Source organism: Terriglobia bacterium, assembly GCA_020072645.1.
GTDB lineage: Bacteria > Acidobacteriota > Terriglobia > Terriglobales > Acidobacteriaceae > Angelobacter.
Genome location: JAIQGK010000012.1, coordinates 428,139 through 448,802, shown reverse-complemented (window position 1 = coordinate 448,802; position 20,664 = coordinate 428,139). Strand labels below are relative to the sequence as shown.

18 protein-coding genes and 1 tRNA gene are annotated in these 20,664 nt (G+C 51.5%); 6 read left to right on the top strand and 13 right to left on the bottom strand.

All coding sequences use genetic code 11. The features are described from left to right. Positions 1–302 precede the first annotated feature (302 nt). Positions 303–416 (top strand) — tRNA-OTHER (locus LAO76_18490). 2 nt (positions 417–418) lie between these two features. On the opposite strand, the gene LAO76_18485 is transcribed toward LAO76_18490, so the two are convergent. The 8 genes from LAO76_18485 to LAO76_18450 form a co-directional block, all read right to left on the bottom strand. Continuing rightward, the gene (locus tag LAO76_18485; protein ID MBZ5492911.1) at positions 419–916 is read right to left on the bottom strand and encodes a DUF4411 family protein; all 498 of its coding nucleotides are present in this window, start codon (positions 914–916) and stop codon (positions 419–421) included. An 8-nt stretch (positions 917–924) separates the two neighbouring features. Then, on the bottom strand, positions 925–2,079 hold the full coding sequence (locus LAO76_18480) for an ImmA/IrrE family metallo-endopeptidase (protein ID MBZ5492910.1): 1,155 nt from the start codon (positions 2,077–2,079) through the stop codon (positions 925–927). A gap of 248 nt (positions 2,080–2,327) precedes the next feature. Continuing rightward, entirely contained in the window at positions 2,328–3,041 is a 714-nt protein-coding gene (locus LAO76_18475) for a DUF2461 domain-containing protein (protein MBZ5492909.1), read from the bottom strand. 338 nt (positions 3,042–3,379) lie between these two features. Beyond that, positions 3,380–4,054, bottom strand: a complete 675-nt coding sequence (locus LAO76_18470; protein MBZ5492908.1) for an O-methyltransferase — start codon at positions 4,052–4,054, stop codon at positions 3,380–3,382. A gap of 253 nt (positions 4,055–4,307) precedes the next feature. Beyond that, the gene (locus LAO76_18465) at positions 4,308–5,372 is read right to left on the bottom strand and encodes an alpha-hydroxy-acid oxidizing protein (protein ID MBZ5492907.1); all 1,065 of its coding nucleotides are present in this window, start codon (positions 5,370–5,372) and stop codon (positions 4,308–4,310) included. A 129-nt stretch (positions 5,373–5,501) separates the two neighbouring features. Next, complete coding sequence (locus LAO76_18460) at positions 5,502–6,242, bottom strand: glucose 1-dehydrogenase (protein ID MBZ5492906.1); 741 nt, start codon at positions 6,240–6,242, stop codon at positions 5,502–5,504. A 53-nt stretch (positions 6,243–6,295) separates the two neighbouring features. Further along, positions 6,296–6,763 (bottom strand): hypothetical protein, encoded by a 468-nt coding sequence (locus tag LAO76_18455; GenBank protein ID MBZ5492905.1) that lies wholly within the window; start codon positions 6,761–6,763, stop codon positions 6,296–6,298. A gap of 48 nt (positions 6,764–6,811) precedes the next feature. Further along, positions 6,812–8,149 (bottom strand): serine hydrolase, encoded by a 1,338-nt coding sequence (locus tag LAO76_18450; GenBank protein MBZ5492904.1) that lies wholly within the window; start codon positions 8,147–8,149, stop codon positions 6,812–6,814. A gap of 125 nt (positions 8,150–8,274) precedes the next feature. Here LAO76_18450 and LAO76_18445 point away from each other — a divergent pair, with 125 nt between their 5' ends. Then, positions 8,275–8,853, top strand: coding sequence for a hypothetical protein (locus tag LAO76_18445; GenBank protein ID MBZ5492903.1), 579 nt, complete (start codon positions 8,275–8,277; stop codon positions 8,851–8,853). 377 nt (positions 8,854–9,230) lie between these two features. Here the strand turns inward: LAO76_18445 and LAO76_18440 are convergent, their stop codons facing one another. The 5 genes from LAO76_18440 to LAO76_18420 all read right to left on the bottom strand — a co-directional run bounded on the left by LAO76_18440 (position 9,231) and on the right by LAO76_18420 (position 15,971). Beyond that, on the bottom strand, positions 9,231–9,728 hold the full coding sequence (locus LAO76_18440) for a hypothetical protein (GenBank protein MBZ5492902.1): 498 nt from the start codon (positions 9,726–9,728) through the stop codon (positions 9,231–9,233). Between the two features lie 62 nt (positions 9,729–9,790). Then, positions 9,791–10,645, bottom strand: a complete 855-nt coding sequence (locus LAO76_18435; GenBank protein ID MBZ5492901.1) for an FRG domain-containing protein — start codon at positions 10,643–10,645, stop codon at positions 9,791–9,793. A 298-nt stretch (positions 10,646–10,943) separates the two neighbouring features. Next, a complete protein-coding gene (locus LAO76_18430) occupies positions 10,944–12,143 on the bottom strand; it encodes a hypothetical protein (protein ID MBZ5492900.1) in 1,200 nt (399 codons plus the stop codon). 139 nt (positions 12,144–12,282) lie between these two features. Continuing rightward, positions 12,283–15,171, bottom strand: a complete 2,889-nt coding sequence (locus LAO76_18425) for a hypothetical protein (protein MBZ5492899.1) — start codon at positions 15,169–15,171, stop codon at positions 12,283–12,285. A 305-nt stretch (positions 15,172–15,476) separates the two neighbouring features. Continuing rightward, complete coding sequence (locus LAO76_18420; protein ID MBZ5492898.1) at positions 15,477–15,971, bottom strand: hypothetical protein; 495 nt, start codon at positions 15,969–15,971, stop codon at positions 15,477–15,479. A gap of 782 nt (positions 15,972–16,753) precedes the next feature. Between LAO76_18420 and cas1 the strand changes: the two genes are divergently transcribed. The 4 genes from cas1 to LAO76_18400 all read left to right on the top strand — a co-directional run bounded on the left by cas1 (position 16,754) and on the right by LAO76_18400 (position 20,609). After that, positions 16,754–18,325, top strand: coding sequence for a CRISPR-associated endonuclease Cas1 (gene cas1 / locus LAO76_18415; GenBank protein MBZ5492897.1), 1,572 nt, complete (start codon positions 16,754–16,756; stop codon positions 18,323–18,325). 53 nt (positions 18,326–18,378) lie between these two features. Continuing rightward, positions 18,379–18,852, top strand: a complete 474-nt coding sequence (locus LAO76_18410; GenBank protein MBZ5492896.1) for a hypothetical protein — start codon at positions 18,379–18,381, stop codon at positions 18,850–18,852. 390 nt (positions 18,853–19,242) lie between these two features. Continuing rightward, the gene (locus tag LAO76_18405) at positions 19,243–19,590 is read left to right on the top strand and encodes a hypothetical protein (GenBank protein ID MBZ5492895.1); all 348 of its coding nucleotides are present in this window, start codon (positions 19,243–19,245) and stop codon (positions 19,588–19,590) included. Positions 19,591–19,913: 323 nt separating this feature from the next. Further along, entirely contained in the window at positions 19,914–20,609 is a 696-nt protein-coding gene (locus LAO76_18400; GenBank protein ID MBZ5492894.1) for a hypothetical protein, read from the top strand. Positions 20,610–20,664 lie beyond the last annotated feature (55 nt).

Genomic DNA, 20,664 nt, shown 5'->3' with positions numbered 1-20,664 from the left:
TGAGGCAAGCCACGCCGAACTGCAAAATGTTTCAACACGGTTTACGCGCAGCCGAAGGATCGGCTCCGCTGCGTCATAAGGGCGTCCAGGACTGCTCGGGTCAGGATGGCGCATTCATGGAGAATAGCGATTGTGATTCGCAACCATAGAACCGCTTTCCATCGTAACACTTCTATTCAGCAGCTCGTCTTTCGACACATTAAAACACGACAGAGAGCATTATCGAATCTCTTTAATTGCATCCTGCCGGAAATGTGCGGTGCTGGTAGTGGGCTTCATGGCCGCAGTATAATCCTTTTTGTGCGGCTGTGGCGGAACTGGCAGACGCGGTGGCTTGCTAAGTGCTCAACATCCATTTTGAGCGTTTAGCCAAGTCACTGGGGAAACCCGTCCGGGTTCGATTCCCGGTAGCCGCACCTCATAACTTCACTTCTAGCTCTCGTAGCATGTCCCATACTTTGATGCATTCGACACCGAATTTGCGGCACACGTCAGGAATTAGTACTCTCTCTGCCTTGTCATCTGTGCCGCTTTCCTGAGTTACAATTTTTCCACCATAGCCCATAGCGAATGCAATAATCCATGGATCAGCAAATTTTACAAAGTCTAAAGCGAAAGGCATCTTGTATCGTCCGCTCTTGAATAAGTGTTCATTTACTTTTCTCAGAGCAGCATACACATCCCCGTTCGGTTCAATGTGCAAGTGGTTTTTCTTCCTAGCCGCCATCCATCGCGCTAAATTATCCTCCACGCGGACATTTTCGACTATCTCTTTAAACACGTAACGAGGGCATCCAACATCACCACGTTTTAGTGCGCCATCCATCCATGCCCAAAAGCTTGTATGAATATCAAACGCATACATTGTGTCTTTCGATGTTATAAATACGCTTGAGTCAATCCAATAGCGTGGCACGTGCGATTTTAAGCAGAATGGAATTTTGTTAGGTACGACTCAACAGTGGAAGCCCTTACGCCTAGAAGATGCGCTGCGCGTACAAAGGGAATACGCCCCGCTTTAGCGGCTATTGCTACTTCCTTGGTGAAAGCATGTCCATTTCTCATTAAGAAAAGATTCCAATTCCAAAAGTGTGCTCTGCCCTCCTCCTCTCGCAAGTCTTTAGTTTCAGCCTTCTTGGACTTCCCATATTCTTTTTTTGCAATACGTGTAAATTCCTCTTTTGTAATCTTGCTAAGATCACTTGCTCTGCGAAGCGCAACGATTCTGCTTACCCGGTATTCGACGGAAATATTGTGAATATTTGTTTCAGTGGATGCCGAACGGTCCCAAGAAAATGTATCTTTGGGCAGCAGGACCTCCGCAGCAATGGCATTGCACTTCTGCTCAATCGCAACCTTGAAATCTGCTAACGCTTTTGTTGGATCAGGATTAGATATCCCGCTCGCACCTAGCCAGACGTGTGCTAATTCATGGGTTAAAGTGAAAATTTGAGCTGCTTTTGCATCTCTGTAGTTGATAAATATCAATGGCGCGTACGGATCACTGAGAGCGAACCCGCGAAACTCCTCAACTCGAAGTTTACGAGTGTGCTCATATCCAACAATCCCATTTCGCATTACCAGAATTCCACGTTGTTCTGCTCTGTGTATAAGCTTCGCCAGAAATTCTTTCCAGCTCTCGCATTCCTGCCTTAATGCTGCGTCAATCTTCAGTGTGTCCCTAATGTCTTGTGCTATGACTTCGGTTGTGTCCAGTGCGGTGAAACTTCCCACAAACGGCAATGGACGATTCCGGTACTCACGGCGCACGTACTCGCTATACCACTCCTGGCGTACTACGGCACCATTAACCGTGTCCAAAAACTCCGCGCTGGGCTTTGTGCGTCGTTTGCCGCTTACAGTGCGAAAGTCAACTACAGGAATGCTCTCGTCCGGCGGCTCGGACAAGAAAAGAATTGGCAGCGGTATTTTTAATTTGCTTGCGAGTGTCTCTGCCTGAGCCAATGTAGGAAGTTCAGGATCTACTTCGCGTTCCCACGCCATCAACTTTTCCAATGGGACAAAATTGTGGCTCAGTTGCTCAAGGGTAAGGCCGACACGTTGACGTGCCCATTTCATCAGCGCCGGACTTATAGGGGCATGGCTCAAGCTACCTTCTGGAAACCGTCCATAATATACTCTCCTGGGCGGTTGGCATACGTATAATGTGCCACTTTCAAAAGCAGGTGTTACCAGCACCTTATTTTGAAAGCAGTAGATTAAAACCAAAAGGTTTTGAAATGTTCAACGCTCCGGTGAATGTAATCCTTGCGCACTCCCTACAGGGATAAGTCCACCCAGAACGCCCCCACCCTTTTGGCCCCCCGCTAGAACCCCATAAACAGCATCTTTTTCGGCGCTTTCTTTTGCGCAAACGGCCGGTTGAGAAATTCCACCATCGGCGCCATCACGGCAAATCGTTTTGCCAGCTCGGGCACTACGCGCGGCGTGGTAAGCACGCTGACCGGGAGCGTGGACTCCAGATACCATTGCTTCCTCCGCAGCAGGCTCTCTGCCGCATGGTCCACGGGAAAGCCCTTGGGCATGCGGCTCAACTGTTCGCCTTGGAGCTCGCCCACAAGTTTTCGCAATTGCTTGTCCTTGAGGATCTCCGCAAATTCCTCATGGTTCTGTTGCAGCAATGTGCGATACGCCAGCAGCTCGTCGCGGTCAGGCCCCCATACACCGCCGAAAGCCAGCAATTCTTTTTCCGTGAAATGCAGATAGAACACCGCGCCCTCGCGCTTGACCGCGCTGTTGCGCGGGAAAATGGCGGCAATATGCGTTTTGTACGGCGTCTTGTCCGGAGAAAAACGCGTGTCCCGATAAATGCGGTAAACGGCCTTTGCCGGTGGCGTGACGTACGTCGGCGCAAAGCGGGCCATCTCTTCATTCAGGCACCCGACAAATTCCAGCATCGGCGCTTTAATCAGCGCTTCATACTTCTCTTTGCGCGGCTGGAACCATTCGCGACGGTTATTGCGTTTGAGCGCACGCAGGAATGAAAGAGCATCAGGGGAGAAACCAGGGAAACGGGACATTAACTAATTTTAAATCAGCCACAACCGCAATGCGCTCTAGTGTGGTGTCTCAGAAATAGCTTCACAACACCAGGAACTCATATTCAAGCAAAATGTTTATCTCTGTCATCCTGAGCGCAGCGCCTCCAGGATATTCAACGGATTTAAGCTGACGGGCGCGGAGTCGAAGGACCCCGAGGATTTTTCTTCCATCCATACAGCATCAGGGAGTTCTCACAATACCTCGCCTGCTCTTAAGCACGATCCATGGTTTTCTTAAGCTCAGCCTTTGCTCCTCAGACACCACACTGGCGGCGATAAAAAGCGCTGAAGCCCGCAGAAAACACCCCCCACTAATTTCAGGTATTTGCCGTTACCAGAATCACTGCCAGCCCGTCATAACCTTTGCAGCCCACCGTCTGTATCACGGTGGTGGTCACGCGTTTTTCCGCGGCCAGGGCTTCGTTGAATTTCCTGATGCCCTGTACGTTCTCGTCGGTGCTGGCTGGATCAGCTACAGCGCCTTTGCGAATTACGTTGTCGGCAAGAATCAGTGTGCCCGGCCGCGACAGCTTGAGACACCATTGCAGATAGTCGGCATAGCCGGGTTTGTCGGCGTCAATAAAGATCAGGTCAAATGGTCCGCGGCCTTCACTCAACAATTTTTGCAATGAATCTGTCGCCGCGCCCACCCGAATTTCGACTACGTTCGCCAGTTCCGCGCGCGCGATGTTGGCGCGAGCAATCTCCGCTCGCTTGGGGTCGATCTCCAGCGAGATCAGGCGGCCTTCGGGCTGCAGCGCGCGACCGAGCCAGATCGTGCTGTATCCGCCCAGCGTGCCCAGTTCCAGGATTTTGCTTGCTCGCTGCACTCTGGCCAGCATGTGCAGGAGCTTGCCTTGCGCGGGAGACACGTTGATAGTCGGCAAACCGGCCGCTTTGCTCGAATCAAGCGCGGCTTCCAGGGCGAAATCCGTCGCGATAAAAAGATCGGCGATGTAGGTGTCAACCGTTGTCCATATATCTTGAGCCATAAGTGAACACTCTCATTCTTTTCGCACGCCACACCTTCGCCAATTTGGCGGACTGGAATGGACGTGAACTGGAAATTTAGGCAAGGCACGATGGAGTGCCGATATCGTCATCATCCTTGCCGGATGCAGCGTGAATTGCCGTTACACGCCATCTAACCGCCGCGAGATCCTCGAGTCAGGAATCCTTTCCACGCGAGTGGTGGGCCAGGCCATCAGCCAGGCAGTTAAGCCGCGGTTTCTGGGTTTCCCCTTCCTATGGCTTCCACAACACTGATGGATCAATCTGCGCGATTGTCGTCCTTCCGGTCAGCGCCATGGCGGATTTTAACTCCGAGCGAAGGATCCCAATGACGCGGGCGACGCCATCCGCTCCGGCCGCAGCCACACCGTGCAGATAGGGCCGCCCAATCAAGATAGCCTTGGCGCCCATGGCCAATGCCTTGAGTATGTCGGTGCCCCTGCGGATTCCTCCATCTACCATCAATGGAAGCCTGCCCTGCAGTTTCTCCGCAATCCGCGGAAGCGCGTCGGCGGTGGCGGGCAACGTGTCCAGGTTGCGTGCGCCGTGATTAGAAACAATGATTCCGGCGGCGCCCGTATCCACGGCACGCAGAGCGTCTTCAGGATTGATCACGCCTTTCAGCCACACCGGCGTTTTGGCGATGGAGCACATCCATTCAATTTCCTTCCAGGTGAGCTTCCCATTCGGCACCAGACTGAAGGCATAATCCGGCGAATGACGGTGAATCTCACTGCCAATATTGATGTTCGGCAGATTGAAATTCGGCGGCATCCGGAAATAAGCGCGTTCTTCCCGGTTACGAGTGCCGATTACCGGCGTGTCCACCGTGATCACGATTGCCTTGCAGCCCGCCGCTTCGGCGCGTTGAATGAGGCTCTGATTGAAAGTCCGGTCCGGCCTGGTGTATAGCTGGAACCATACCGGCTGAGTTGCGGCCCGGCACATGTTTTCCACTGACTCGGTGGCAAACGTGCTCGTCACCACGGTTACCTTTCCTTGGTTCGCGCCCGCCACGACAGCCATCTCGCCCTTCCGGTGCCAGAGTCTGTGGATGGCGGCAGGAGCAAGCAAAATCGGCACATCCAATGACTGGCCTGCAATCTGCGTCGTGAGATCAATCTCCGAAACATCAACCAGCATGTTAGGGTTCAATCGAATTCGTGCCCACTGCTCGCTGTTGGCGCGTAAGGTAATTTCGTCGCCCGCCCCTCCCGTCAGGTAAGCATGGGCGATATGCGCCATGCGCTTTTCACTCAGCGCTTCCATGTCCGCAAGGGTCCGGACTTTCTCCAGCATCCTCCGCTCAAACGCGTCGCTGATGGCGCCGAAGCGCATCTTGTAAATCCTGGATCGTCTCATCGCAGATCATTCTCCTCGACGCCGAAGCTGCATTCTCTTTGTCTCTTGATTACTATGCACACTAAATCATTGCGCGCTGTAGCCGCCATCAATCGTAAGCACGCTGCCGGTTGTCCACGCCGATTCGTCGCTGGCCAGGAAGACCGCTGCGCTTGCTGCCTCCGCAGGCTGGCCAAAGCGGCCCATGGGATGCAAGGCCACGCGCTGCTTGCGCGCGTTTTCGTCCGTGCTGAACCTGGCTACCATCTCCGTCTCAACGATTCCCGGCGCGATGCAGTTCACTCGTATCTTTTCCGCCGCATGGTCCAGCGCCATCGCCTTCGTCATGGCCATCACCGCGCCCTTCGATGCGGAATACGCCACGCGGTTCCGCGCTCCCACCATGCTCAGCACTGAACCAATATTCACAATTGACCCGCCACCGGCCACGCGCATGTGTGGCAGCACCGCGCGTGAAAGCAACCACAGGCCTTTCACATTAATGTCAAAGGTCTGGTCAAAATCTTGTTCTGTGAGCGACTCCGCCGCTCCCGGCAGTAGCACCGCCGCATTATTCACGAGCACGTTGATCTGTCTAAACCTCTCCAGCGTCGCGGACACCAGTTTCTTTACATCGCCGGCACTGCTCACATCGGCCCTCACCGCCAAACAATCGCCGGCGATCTCCATAGCCGCACGATCAAGCTTCTTACTGTCCCGCCCAGCGATTACCACTTTTGCACCTTCGCGCACAAACGCCTGCGCAATGGCTTTTCCAATGCCGCTGCCTCCGCCGGTGATGATCGCAACTTTGCCCGCTAATCGCATGGTGGGATTTTACGCTGCTCACACATACGTTAAATCTTTACTCGCGTGTACACTCAGGCCAAATCAACTGATCTCGCCGGTGCAGTTCTAACCAGCAGATTCGAAAATGAACGGGAGAAGAGTGCCAGAAGTATCGCGGCCGTCCACAGAAAATAAGCATAATCAGGCCGCATGCTTTGATAAAAGAAAACAATCCAACACGCCGGAAGCATGAGCAGAAGAGCGGACCGAATCACATTGGCCAGCCTGCGATGCCGTCCATTAAGCAGTAAGATCACCGCGGCCACAAAAATGAGATTGATCCATCCGCTTAGAAGCGTGGCAACGTACCCTAGCGGACGCTCGTGCAGCAACTTGCCCCCATCATCGCTCCACGGCATGAGGATCGCCATCTCCGCGCAAGAATAGCCGGAGACTTCCGTACCACTGATGAAAGCCGACCTGCAAACCACGGCGGTTCCCAAAAAAGAACCCGCGAATAATGCCATCGCAACCGCCAACACGATCCGGTTTCTTCTCACTGCAATTTCTCTCCTTACATACGAACCGAAATCCTCTCGGCTGGTCCGCTATCTCCTCACGCCTTTCACATCGCGCCCGTTCTGGTGCAGCACAAGATTCACCTCGCCTTTTTCGTTCTTCACGAATTCTATTTGCGCATCCACCAGCTTCAGGAAGAACATGGTTTCTGATTCGGCGAACATCGGCACCTTTCCCTGGTTCGTACCTTGTGAAATCAACTGGCCATCCTCCAGTGTGATGGCAAGGCTGAATTTGGGCGTTAGTTCATACGTCCCCACATACTGTTTCAAAATTTCCTGCGATACCTTGATCTCTTTTCTCTCCGTAGGCAGCACTACCTTCTCGCCATGCGCCACTTTCACCAGATTTCTCGCAATTTGCTCCGCAAAGGGTCCATTCAGATTGGCCAGCACCGCCACTACCAGCTTGTCGTCGGGAAAATAACCCAAAAACGTATTAAAGCCCTGGATTCCGCCATCATGCGCGATCATCTTATGTCCATTATTGGTTGATACACCCAGCCCAAAAGCATAGTCCTGCTTGAAAGGCGTAGTCATCTTGGCCAGCGATTCAGGCTTTAACACCTTGCAGCCGAACAGGCCCTGTTCCCAGCGCAGCAGGTCTTCAGTGGTGGAATAAAGCGCCCCGGCGGAAAACGGAATACTCATGTGGACGAATCCGGCGTTCACAGGGCCGCTCTTGCCCGGCGCATAACCTGCGGCCCGATGGGCGATGATCGCGGAATTTGAATCGTAGCCTGAATCCTTCATTCCCAGCGGCGTGAAGATATTCTGCTGCACAAAGTCGCTGTAACTCTGTCCGCTGATCTTTTCAATGAGGTAACCGAGCAAGACGTATCCGGAGTTCGAATAGTTCCACTTCGTTCCCGGCTCAAATTCCAGGGGCTTGTCGCGAAACCATTCCACAAGCTTTTCCGGCGTCATGGCCTGCGCCTCACGAGATTCGTAGTCAGGAAAGCCGGTGAAGCTCGGGATGCCCGACGTATGCGTCAGCAGATGAAAGATCGTTATCTTGTCCCAGGCCGCCGGTGCGTCCGGCATGTATTTCTTAACAGGATCTTCCACCTTCAGCTTGCCGCGCTCTTCCAGCAGCAAGATCGACGCAGCGGTGAACTGCTTGGTAAGCGATCCCAGACGGAACTTTGTGGTGGGCGTGTTCGGGACGCCCCACTCTAGGTTGGCGAATCCGTATCCCTTGTCGAGCAAGACCTTGCCGTCCTGGGCCACCAGCACCGATCCCATAAATTTGCTGGGCACGTAGGACTGTACGATCTGTTCCATCCGCGCGACGTCGGCTGTCGGTGTTTTATCTTGCGCCAGACAGGAAGCGGTAAGAACCACGGCCAGGATGATGGGTCGAAACATGCAACTTCTCCAATCGAAGGATGGGAAACGGCCAATTATAGCTGGCGCGCCACATTACGAGTTGGGCCCAGCATAGAAGCGATTCTGCGCAACTCGGTTGTTCCCAGAGTAGGTATGATCTTGCCATGGCATTGACCGAAACAATGTTCACGCGCTGTCTCGTGAGTATTTTGGTTTTGCTCGGATCGGCTGCGGGACAGCAGATGGCGGTCGGCCTGGGCTCGCCTAACACGCGAGATTCAATGAGCTATGCCGACGCAAAGGTCTCTCTGCGGTCGTTTGAGGAAGCGAACTTTGTCGCGGTGGCTGATCGTATCGTATGCGCGGTTGCGGCGCGCGGTTCTGTGGAAACGGTGATCGGTGAAGTCCACGAGCAAGGGACACTGGGCGTGAGCGGCGCAGAGAATTCCGTAGTGGTAAAAGTGCCGGTGTCGCTTGAAGAGATGCGGTACATGATGGCGCTGCTTGGCCGCTTTGCCCATCAGAAGTTCGTGGTTGCATTCATTCCGGAAGCCGCCGTCGCTTCGCGGACAAAGCCGGCAGAGATGGTTCGGCTGCGCGTTCCGCAAAAGATCCCGCGTGTACGCATGGAGCAAGTCCTGGATGAGACCGGAGTTCCAGCCGCACGCTGCTCGATGAGCATCGAGTGCTCGTTTTTTGCCGGAAGGCACTTCCGATGCAGCGGTCCGGAAGGCCGCTCATAGGCTCGGAGCGAAGATTGAGGTCGAACGTGGAACCGGAGTGATTTTCGGTGACGATGACCGCAGTAAGGCTTCATCCGCCTATGACCGGATAATTGCCGAGTACGAATCGACCCATCCCGATAAGGCGCTGTCGTCAAAATTGTGGTCACGTGAATGGCGCGACGCGGACTCGCGGACGTGTAGGGCGGCTGAGTAAGGTCCTTTAAATCCCCAGTAGCGGTGGTTTGCATTGGCTGTCGCGCTATTCTCACATGTGCGTCGTTTGACGGGGATAGCTATTAGAACGGGAAAACTGCTACACCTCAGTGCCTTAGGGGGCGGTGCGAGGGATTGGGGGGGTGAAAACCGCGATAAAATTGCGCTCACCGTATGCTGGTTTACACCGAATCGAGTACGAGGCGGTACATCCTGTAATCCTCGCCCGTGTCATACCAATTGGGAAAGACACCAAGAAGGGCGGCTCCGAACTGGACGTTTAGTGCCTGACTTCCTCCCGGACGTGCATGGCCATAAACAAGCTCAAACCCCTTACCTGCGACTACCCCTAGCCAGTGAGCTTTGAGAATTTTCCCGAAACCCTGCTTTTGAAAAGAGGGGAGGATCGTATTTGAGTAGCAGTAAATTCCTGCCCGTTTTTCTGTATCAGTTAATTCAGTCAAGCCCTCGATTGGTTCATCGAGATTTGCGAGAGGAATGCCATAGGACTCTCCAGCAAGTTCTTCACCTATAAACATCCACACAAACAGTGCTCCCCGCGTAGCCCGTAGCTCCTGTTTCTCTTCGAAGTCGTAACGCAGATTCTCGTGATACACAGATTCAAATGCCATCGTTTGGTCGAGTCGAACATCGTACTTAAATGTGATAACGCCCAACATCAATCAAGCACTCCTTTTTTTTTTGGCCTTAGTCGTGCCTTTTTTCCCGTTAGAAATAACCATCAGTAGAGATGCCTTGCTTTGCGGAACCCTTTCCACTCCCACGATAAGTGGGCCCCCAATCCCTGTAGATCGGGAAAAAGCATGCGATGGTTGACGCCAATGTCGTCGAGCTCGCAGCGAATGCTATCCAATTTCTCATGTGCGAGCACGATATACGCCAGTCTAGGTGTTTTCTCGCGCTCGTTCTTTGTTCGGTCCATAGCCTTGACAAGGTCTTTCTCCTTGCCGAACAAGAGGAATCGAGCTGCCTGATTAGCGAGTCGTCGGTCGATGCTCGGAGGTTCGATGGCGATTGGCCAGCGCTTCCGAACCCGTTCTCGATTGCAGGCATCTTCAAGATCAGGAAGAAACGGTTCGGTTTCCTTCCAGCCCGGCAAGCTAGGGCCACTGAGTCCACTAAAATGCAAGTTGTTCCAACGCCAGGGGTCAAAAATCCAGACCGCAGCGTCTTGATTCTTGACATCGTCCTTTATCGACTCGTCTGCAATCGCAAAATAGAGCGCCGCTAGCGGGTTTCCAGTCCAATCCAACAATCTTGTCGGCGCACCGTAATGTTGCATCAAGAAGTACCATTCCCACTTCGTGCGGTTCAGATTTGTTGTCGCTAGTTGTAAGCCGTGGCCCTCAAACTCAAGCCTAATCTCAGATTCTAAAGCCTCAGCATATTCATGACGATAGATTCGAGGCCGGAGATCCCACTTTGCAGACCGTTGACCTCGAAACCAAAGTGGCATACTGTCCCCTTTGGATTCCACTTTTCCTTTTCTCCACGTCTTCTGGACTTTCTTCACTTCCTCCATGTAGTCGCCAAGCTCTCGACATGGAAAACGGGCGTTGACGGCTCCTGAAGGCATAAGTGATCCAAAATGAACTTACATGATAGCTGAAGTCTATCTGGGACGATCATTCCTCTTTCTTCGGCGAACTTTCGGGAAACGCTGTTTGGGGACTCATCCCCGAAGACTTGTGTTTCCACCGCAGTCCGCATTCGGATAAGTGTTGTGCGGCGCACGGGCTTTCCATCGCGAAGCGCTTCGATAGTGTGCTGTCTGAATCCAGTTTTGCGCATGAGTTCGCGAACACCACGATTTGCAATCCAGGTGTTAGGGGGCGGGCAGATGCGAGTGCCGCTCGCCCCCCAGCGGCCCCATACTAATCCTCAGTATCTCCAGTGATCCGTATTCTGTCATTGGAGTAAGAGTTTTCTAGGTAAGCCGACTGAATGGCAAACTGTTCGAGTATCTCCAATTCGACTTGTTTAATCTCGTCATTGCTGTCTAAGGAATCCAACAACATGCGTATCCGCAAGAACTCATCTACCAAGCCGTATGAGCCATCCTCGGTTCGCGCAAGAATGTTGTGGTCAACAAACCACTGAATCGTATCTGTACCAACAGTTTCAAGTGCAACGGTTTGATCGATTTTAGTTGGAAAGCCAGATGAGCCTCGGGCGAACAGTTCCAGAAGACCGTCAAGCCTACCCTCGATTTCGAGCATGTGGAGGGTAGACTCATACACCTGACTTCGATCCTCGTAGCATACCCTTCTAAGTGAATTGACCAAGTCTTTTGCGTCAATGATACCGTCAGGGTCCTCATTTTCATGCTCGACCAAATGAGAGCCTAGTAGTTGCAAGATATGAGGATGACCCCCTGAGAGAGATACGACACGCCCAATTACGTTCGGATGGATGCGCAGCCTTATACCATCTTTCTCTGCCCGTTGTGCGACCACGGTCAACTTGGTGTGCAGAAGGTCTTGGCTGTCTGAATCGGAGAGAGACTTGAGACGAATTGTCTTATAGAAAAACCTGCGAATTCCCTCATCTTCTGCTACCATCGCTTGGAAATAAGGACTAACCCCCGCTAAAACGAATCGCACAGAATCAATGCCTTGATGTTGTATATCATTTGAAATAGATCTGACCAATCTGGCCAAGGCAACGGGACATTTATCAGCTTCATCAACGCATAAAAGAAGAACATGGTCTGAGCCGAGAATTTTCAACAATGTTTCACGCTCAATAATATTCAATAAGGCTGCAAGATGCTGGCCATCGGAAAAATTCTTATATATTTCCTGGGTTTTTCGTTCATATTCAACCCCCAAGCCGAACTTCGGTATGCCCAATGCGACTTTAAAGGATACGGATTTTTGCTTCTCATCAATATCAACAAATTTGTGAAGGAGAATGCGCGCAGCATCATCAACAGTCTGGATACCCCTGTGTCCCGTAGCCAGTACCGATTTTGCTTTCTTGCCAGTCGCAAATCCCTCCATTGCCAATACAACCCGCGACAACAAGGATGATTTTCCAATTCCTATTGGCCCGTCCAAAACTACTGACCCCATTTGCAGCGATCTCTCCAATATGGTGATCTCATCGAATCTTCCGAAAAACTCGTTTGGCTTGGACGCAATTCTCGTGGGAGTAAACGGATTGACAAGCATATTTGGGGAGTTTACCTCTAATCTCTATGTTTGGGCACTCTTAATCTTTTAGAGTTTGCCGCTTCAAATTTCGGGGAAGCAGTACCGTCGCTTGCATCCGCGTCAAAGTAGTTCGTCGCACTGGTTTCCCGTCGCGAATCGCTTCTATCGTGTGTTGGCTAAATCCCGTTCTCCGCATAAGTTCGCGAACACCCAGGTCGCTGACTTTAGCTTGTAAGTTCGTATCAGCAGCAACCTTGCCGGAGGGAAGATATTCGACGGGTGAAAATGTCAGCAGGCTTGGGTTTTCGTCCTCCGTCCACCGCCTATCGGTTTCTTTTCCGACATAGCGCAACTGGCCTGCGATAATAGATGAGCGTTTCAATAGTCCCCGCGTATCAGCGACGGATGCCGTGCTATCAGGGGCAAGAGACTTTGCCTCAGGATGGCAAAGATAGAGTCTAAGTACATATTCAAAAGTTTGAGGAATCAACTTGTCTAGCTTATTGCTCTGCTTTTCTGCAAGCTGATAACGTGCTCCGTCAAGAACGTTGATGCATTCCGCCTGTATCCAGTGCCTTCGATTTTTTGTGAATGCTGTTATCAATGTGCAATTGTCTCTATCCAAATTTGCTGGATAACCGGCAACCGCATCGATCAAGGGACAAAACAGAAAATTGTAAGGTCGCGTCAGCTGATTAAACCTACCGAGCACATTCGGCGTGCTTACAACAATTCGCATCATTGCAGGCAGATCAACCCAGCGAGGCGCGGAACTTCGCAAACCAAGTTCCTTGCACAACATCCATTTCCAAGCCTCGAATGTCCAGTGCGGATCATCCTTCCCTTTTTTCTCTATTGGCGGATAAAGATAGCCTAAGCCGTGAGCCTTTGGTTCGATTATGGTGAGCTGAGATTTGGATTGCTGATAAAGAACGTACCGTTTGGCAGAAATCGCGTAACCCATAAGTTTGCGAAGCTGGCCTGACGAATCAAAATTAATATCCTCGATCTTTAGAAGGTGCGGGACAACGTGAGGATGATACGGATTGAGCAACCTGAACCTATTTGCAATTTGCTCAATAGCTTTTCGCGAAAGGGCTTTGACCGCGTCTTTACCATTCGGCAAACTGTGCCTTCCCCCTAAACAAGGAACGAAGCTGCCCTGATTTGATCCAACGATGCACAGTGAATCGGTGTCGCAAAAGAGGTGTGCTCCTCCCTCGTTTATTACAGATTTTTCAAGCATTCCCAAAAGCAACCGACCACCCGCAGTGATTAGCGCCGCAAGGGGCGGGAAGTACCATCGACCGTGTTTTTCAATAACCTGTGATGATTGCTCAAACGACTGTTCACCGGAAAAAACTTTAATTTTGACTGGCTTCGCCGATTTCTCTGGATTGATTTCCACGAATAGACCGTAACTTCCGGCATTGGCAAGAACTTTTAAGAAGTCAGCCTGCGCTTTGTTGCCTTTTTGGCGTTCGCGTTCCTCTACAACATAGCGAAAGAAATCATTTCGTCTCGGGTCTATTGCGAGAGTTCCCCGCAATCTTATTGTCTTTAGTCCGGGCTGTTTGCCTATCGGCTTTATCCGAATCGCTCTTTCGATATGTGGCACCTTGCCGCTCAGAATTGCTGACTTGACGACATCAGGACCCGCAAACCAGATCGGCTGATTTGAGGTAAGTTCGTTTATGCCGATGTTTTGCGTTACGTTGTTATACGCCGTCCGAATTGGCAGGATGTCTTTATCTGGCCGGACAAGCGCAAAAAAAGATAACTTTTTCCACGTATCAGGATTGAAAAGATCATCTAATTTTACGGCGCTAACAAATCTCCGCACATCTTCGGTTGCGTCGTCGAACGATATGCTCTTAGCGGTTAACACTCTCCAGTTTCCAAGGAGCGTATTTACGGTCGGATATTGGCTTTTGAAATCTGTATGAATCACCGGAACGGGAGTCCTCCGCACCCGGCATTCCGCTCTACCGCCATAGTATGCTTGCATCGCAATGCCCAGGACTTTGTTCGATACGGCGAATTTTTCTTTTGGTGGAATAATTCCCATTCCGTCCAAGTAAGCTTTAGCTATTGAGGCGGGAGAATAAGCTTTGTCAGGCCACAGGTGTTCCAACGGATGCAGATCGAATTCTTTTTTCAATTCATTCAGCGCGGTATGGGTTGCTCGTACATCTCCCCGACAATAATCGATTTCGGCAGGCATAATTTTTCCGCTTGGTTCGTGCGCAATTTTTCCGGGGATTTCTAACCGTTGACACAAAGCCTCTAAGCCCATGGCTTCGCCAAATAATGCAAGGGAAACAGTGTGCAGATCGAGAAACCTACCTGGGGGCCATTCCTCTGGATGTTCGGAACGAAGCAAAGCTATGAAAGGTGCGTCAACTCGAATCCGGGGCCGGTTTGGATTGGGCTCACTTTGACCTGTCTTGCGAGAGATGCGCTCTGACATGATAAGCGACCACCCGCCGTTACGGGCTCTTGCCCAGCCAAGAGCGAGACGAGACAGGTCAAATGGTATGTTCAATCCAACAATCATCCCGCCAGCGGCCAAGGTTTTCCAAAATACTCTTTCTATAAATTTCCAGCGCGGATAGATTTTCAAGTCCAGCTTTGGAGGAAAACTTTTTATCTCGATACCCGCGAAGCTTTTCTTTGCATAAGCTTCCAAAATTTCCCGCTCGCGGTTACTGATGTTTTCCTTGTGAAATATTCCTTCTTCGCAGCAGAGATACTTTTCTTCAATCAAATTGCAGAGTCTATAGACTCCGAATATCAATTGTTGTTCTGTATCAATCGTTGTCTCAGTATCGAGGACGAGAATTCGAGCTGGCCATTTTGAATCTTGACCGCTCTTTCCGGGTTTGATCGACGTTTTTCTTGGGCCAATCGTGTGTGCTCTCAGAAATAGGTCATGGTTTGCGGACATTTATTTTTTTTTTTGCTGTTCTGCTGTTCCAATTCCAAAATCATCCAATTGAAAACCAAAATGGCCCGCCGTACGCGCTGTAACCGTTCTTGTGGATCGGATGTATAACCCATTTCAACTTCCTGACAGACGAAGCATCTCGGTCATGCGGCCGTGATGAATCCGGCAAAGCGGGACAGTAATCCAAGGAATGTGAAATTGGCCTCCAACGTGATGACGTTCCACTTGCGCAGTGCTTCCGCAGAGAGCGCAATGCAGCCGCTTGCGCGCCGCTTGCACCTTGCAAGTTGGCAATCCGCTCCTCATTACCTGCCAGCGATTGATGCGTAGAGCTGATCGAATTGGAGCGCACCCGCCTGCGCAAGGGATGAAAGAACGGCGGTATCGGTAACCAGTTCAACTCTTTGGCCTCGAATTCCGACCACCTTTCCCTGAAATTGTTTGAGCTTTGAGACATCACCTTTTCTTAAGTAGCGAGCAACTGCGTTTTGATATTCAGCAATTTCCGTTGCTGCTTTGCTGCCCGAAACAGTGACAGTAGTTTGCCCGGATGCAGTGGGAATCTGAAGGTCACGCCGTAATCGATCACTCTTGGTGGCGCGGTAACGACCACCGGGACGATCCTGACGAACAGCACTGCCCACGTAACGAAGGACAGTCGCAGGTTTGATGTGCTCCAGTCGGGAAGCTTCCGCCAGCGAGAGTTTCTCTCGCCGCATGAGAGCAAGCGTTGCAATAGCCCGTTCGCGAGCATGTCCTTCGCGTTTATTGCTGGTTTTAGGTTTGCTGGATTTCTGCATGGAGCGAATTATACGGTCATCTCTGCCTGGGCTCGCTTATGCATGATCCCATGTAACTATATGTTGATAAACATTTTACGCAATATAGACCGTCAGCTTTGAGGAATTTGTCGTACAATTAAGACGAGATTTAGCGTATTTTACGCATAAATGCCAAATCACAAGACAGTAGCGATAAGACGCAAAAAAACTCTTGACACGTTTCGTACAAAACGCGGGAGAGGACGCATTGCACGTATGCGTCCCTCTGAGATTTTTGGGCGAGCCGGTAACTTTCAGTTCATCTTTAATCAAGTGTGGGAGCGGCTCTGGCCGCTGCTCTCACATGCGCAAAGCGAGGCAGAAGTAATAGGGGCGTTTCAGAAAGGCGCGAGTCCCTATGATGGGCAATTCCTTCCCTGGGTTGGGAAACTTGCGTTCCAAGTCCTGCGCGAACCAAAATTTCCAAAAAGACGGTCGGCCCAAATTGATTTCTTTGCAGAGTCACTCGCTGCGGTTGGCGTTGTCACTCCGCGCCGCTCGCGTGATATTTGTGCGCAAGAGAGGGCAAAGGAAAGGCGCGCGCAACTTGCGCACCATATCATCAGGTACGAGTTTTTCATCGAGTGTTCTTGCAGTTACAAAGGGCAATCTCACGATCATGCGTGTCCCGATTGTGGAGCGAAAATTGTTTTCGAGACAGACTCAATTCCAATTTCCGCATTCATGGCATGAATAAGCGGGCCTATCGCCTGTTACCAGCAGACGACAAGCCCTAACCACCAACAGGAGAGTAAGCTCCCATGGCAGCTACAAAAACCCTATCGCAATTTGTATCGACTCGCAATTCTTGCGAGTCGGATGCCAGCCTCAACATCGCTCAGACTACAATAGCGCCCCGCTCTGGCGTGGTGACTCTAGCCGGATATGGCATACACGTTGGGCTAGATCGTGGGCATCTGCTCGTCAAAGATGGCATTGGCTCAGATCGACGTGCAATGCGATTTCCACGTGTAGGCCACCGACTTCGCCGTCTTGTTGTGATTGGCTCTGACGGAATGGTCTCGTTAGCTGCTCTCCGTTGGCTGGCAGATCAGGACGCAGCTTTCGTCATGCTTGACCGTGACGGCTCTGTCTTGGCCACGACCGGCCCTGTCCGTCCATCAGATGCAAAGCTTCGGCGTGCCCAAGCTCTCGCTCACTCATCGGGAAGTGCATTGAGAATTGCCCGCGAGCTGATTGGCAAAAAGCTGCTTGGGCAGGAAACTGTCGTTCGCGACAAATTGCTTGACGACACTACAGCAAAGAAAATCGCTCATCTACGGATTGCATTAGACGCAGCAGAGGAAATTTCGTCGATTCGGCTGATAGAGTCTCAAGCCGCTCTCGCGTACTGGACAGCATGGAGCAACTTGCCTATTTTCTTCCCCAAAAATGTTCTTGCTCGTGTTCCTGAGCATTGGCGAACGTTTGGAAGCCGGCATTCTCCGCTGACTGGTTCGCCCCGACTTGCCGCTAATCCACCAAATGCGATGCTGAATTATCTTTACGCAGTGCTAGAAACCGAAGCCCGATTGGCGGTAGCTGCTTTGGGCCTTGATCCTGGCCTTGGGGTGCTCCATGTTGACACGCCAGCTCGTGACAGCCTTGCCTGTGATGTCATGGAGCCTGTTCGGCCCTTGGTCGATTCGTACTTGCTGGATTGGATTACTCGCGAGCCCCTGAGTCGAGAATGGTTTTTTGAGCAGCGTGACGGCAATTGTCGTTTGATGGCACCTTTCGCCATTCGCCTTAGCGAGACTGCGCCGACCTGGGGACGTGCTGTTGCACCATTTGCGGAGTGGGTTGCTAGATCCTTTTGGTTACACACGCGCAACAAGCCTCTATTGCCGCCAACCCGCCTTACTCAGCAGGCGAGAAGAGAAGCCAAGGGCCAATTTTATGATCTACCTGTCAAACGTGCGCCACGACCCCAACACGTCTGTGCTACTTGCGGCAAACCGATTGAGCCCCGGCATGAGCATTGTCGTGATTGCTTGGTCCCGCTTTCGACTGAATCTCTAAAGCAAGCCGCGAATGCCGGAAGGATGGCCGCGCAAAGCGACGAAGCACAAAGACGACGTGCCGAAACGCACCGGAAGCACATCCTTGCGCAAAGCGCCTGGTCGCCGTCCAGTCAACCTGCATGGCTCACTGATAAGGTTTATTCCGAACAGATACTGCCAAAGTTCGGCAATCTCACAAACAAGATGATTGCAGAGACGCTTGGCGTTTCAATGCCCTACGCCGCTGATGTTCGCAAGGGGAAACGGCATCCGCATCCGAGACACTGGCAGACGCTGGCGGAACTGGTTGGCGTTTCCGGGAACTTGTGAGCAATTCGGCTCTCTTAATCAGTATTTCATCCTAATGAGATAATCAAACGCGCATGTCGAAGATCACCAAATTATCCCTTGCATGGGACGGATTGGTCGCGAACCTCAGTAGGGCAATAGAAAGTTGGAATCCTCCAAGCTTTCACAAGGAAACGGAGTACCGAGATTCGCTGGCTGCCCACCTAAAGGAATGCGCTCCCGATGCCCGAATCGAAATTGAATATCGACATCTTGGAACTACAACAGACATTTATTTCAAAGTTGACGGTATGTTTGGGACGCACAGGGCATTCATTGAACTGAAACGCAATCTGACGCAGAAATCTGAACTGGACAGGCTCATTGGGCAAACCGAGCACCTGAAACCTCGAAAGAACAATGTAATCATAATCATCCTTTGCGGTGACACTGCCCCAGCGCTGCTGGACAGATTGAAAGAACAGTACAAACCTCATCTCGGCTGGAATATCCGAATAATAGAAAAGCCAAACTCGGAGCGAGCCTCCAGCTGTGACTCGGCCTCTTGAGTTTTTTTTTCGAACGCAATGCAGATCAGTTGACATTGCATCCTATATCTGTGAAACTTCCACAGAATGACTAGATTTTCCACGAATCAGGCCGCTAAGAAGCTTGGGATTACTGGTACCAGCTTGGAACGCTATATTGCTGCCAAGAAGGTTCCGGCACCAAAACCAACGAAAATTGGAAAGTGGAATGTGCGCGCTTGGACTGAGGAAGACATTGAACGGGTCCGGGCCTTGCTGCCGAAGATTGCCAACGGGAGGAAGACCCGACACCAGAAACAACGCAAGAAAACAACGGGACGCAAGTCCAAACCTTAAACAGTCGGGCAACGTCCGGTGCGCGAACACCGAACGCGCCCTAACCACAGTTCACCTGCCGGAGGCAGGTAAAGCATGGCTGACCTTGACGTTACCAAAAAAACAGAGATTTATCACATTCTGTACCAGCTCAACTCCTCATTCGCGGCAATCGTGGGACACTGCGACACGTTGCAGCGAACCGGAGTTTTCAGTTCCAAATCTATCCGAGTGTTTCAAGGATTCGCCCAAGAATTACAAGCAGAATGTAATCAGGAATTCTTAGAGACCCTGCACCAAATCGAACTTGACGACTGGAACCGTTTCGGCAAAGTGCGTCTAGCGGAAGAAAAACGTCTCAGAGACCCTGACGACGTTTTCATTCATGCGCGAGACCGGAAGGAAGAATTGGCCCGACAAAGACGTAAACGTAGTCGCAAGTGATGAATCAAGAACGTGCTGCAAAACAGAAAAGATATACCTGGTATCAGGATAAGGGCATTTTCTCGATGCCCTTATCTTTTTGCAGGGGAAGCTTGTGGCGTTCGCAATAACGTTGAATAAACTTCAGAACTCTGCCTTGAGCGACTGCGGGTATGCCGGTCATTTTCTGAATTTCTGTGTAGCTGAGAATTCGCTGCATGCGTGCCGCATAAACTAGCAACGGCCAAATCTGCGCTGCTTGCTCGTGTCTTTCCATAGCTATTGGCGGTACTGACTTCGAGCCTTTTCCTTGATCTATACACTAGACAAAGTTTTAACCTTTTATGGCAGAGATCGATTATGCTTTTAATTTGACCGCCCTTGGTGGGCCTAGCCGAAGGATCAGTTCGAGGAGAGCCGGAAAAGACGGACGCAAGGGATATAATCCCGTCATCATGGGCTACGAAAAGATGGAGCGCAGAGTACCCTGTCCATGCGGCAAAGGTATACAAGTTGTGGAGTGGGAAGAACATGACACCTGGAGCCGGGGCGACGAGTTTGGTACGTACCGGCTAGAGTGCGAGGAGTGCGCAGCGCGGTACGCTTATTACTGGCACACGGGGCATGGGCAGGTTTGGATTCTCAACGAGGACAGTCTGAAGTTGAGCAGCATGGAATCGGAGGCGAAGGCGGAACGGGAGAAACTTCACAAACTTATCGTTGAGCGATACGAGGAGCAGTTCGTGTCACACGTGCAGGGTCTTCGCAATAGAACGGAGATGAAATACGCGCTCGGAGCGGGCACGGGATTCTTCAAGAACGCGAAGAACAATCCGTCATACGTGGAGGGGGTAGCCCGCAAGTCGATTAGAGATAGGCCACGTGAGTCCTTCGCTCGGCTCCGCGTAGAGGATACCGAAGTCAACGGCCTGATGACCAAGATCGACACTCTGAACAAAGAAATCTTTGAGTTTAAGAGGCAAATGAAAAAGATACCTGTACCGGACAGGCGGGGCAATATTCCCAAGATGTCGAGCTAGGCTGCTGATGGTCCCAACCGCTCCTCCCCCGCTCCCCTAAGGGCCCCAGGTGTAG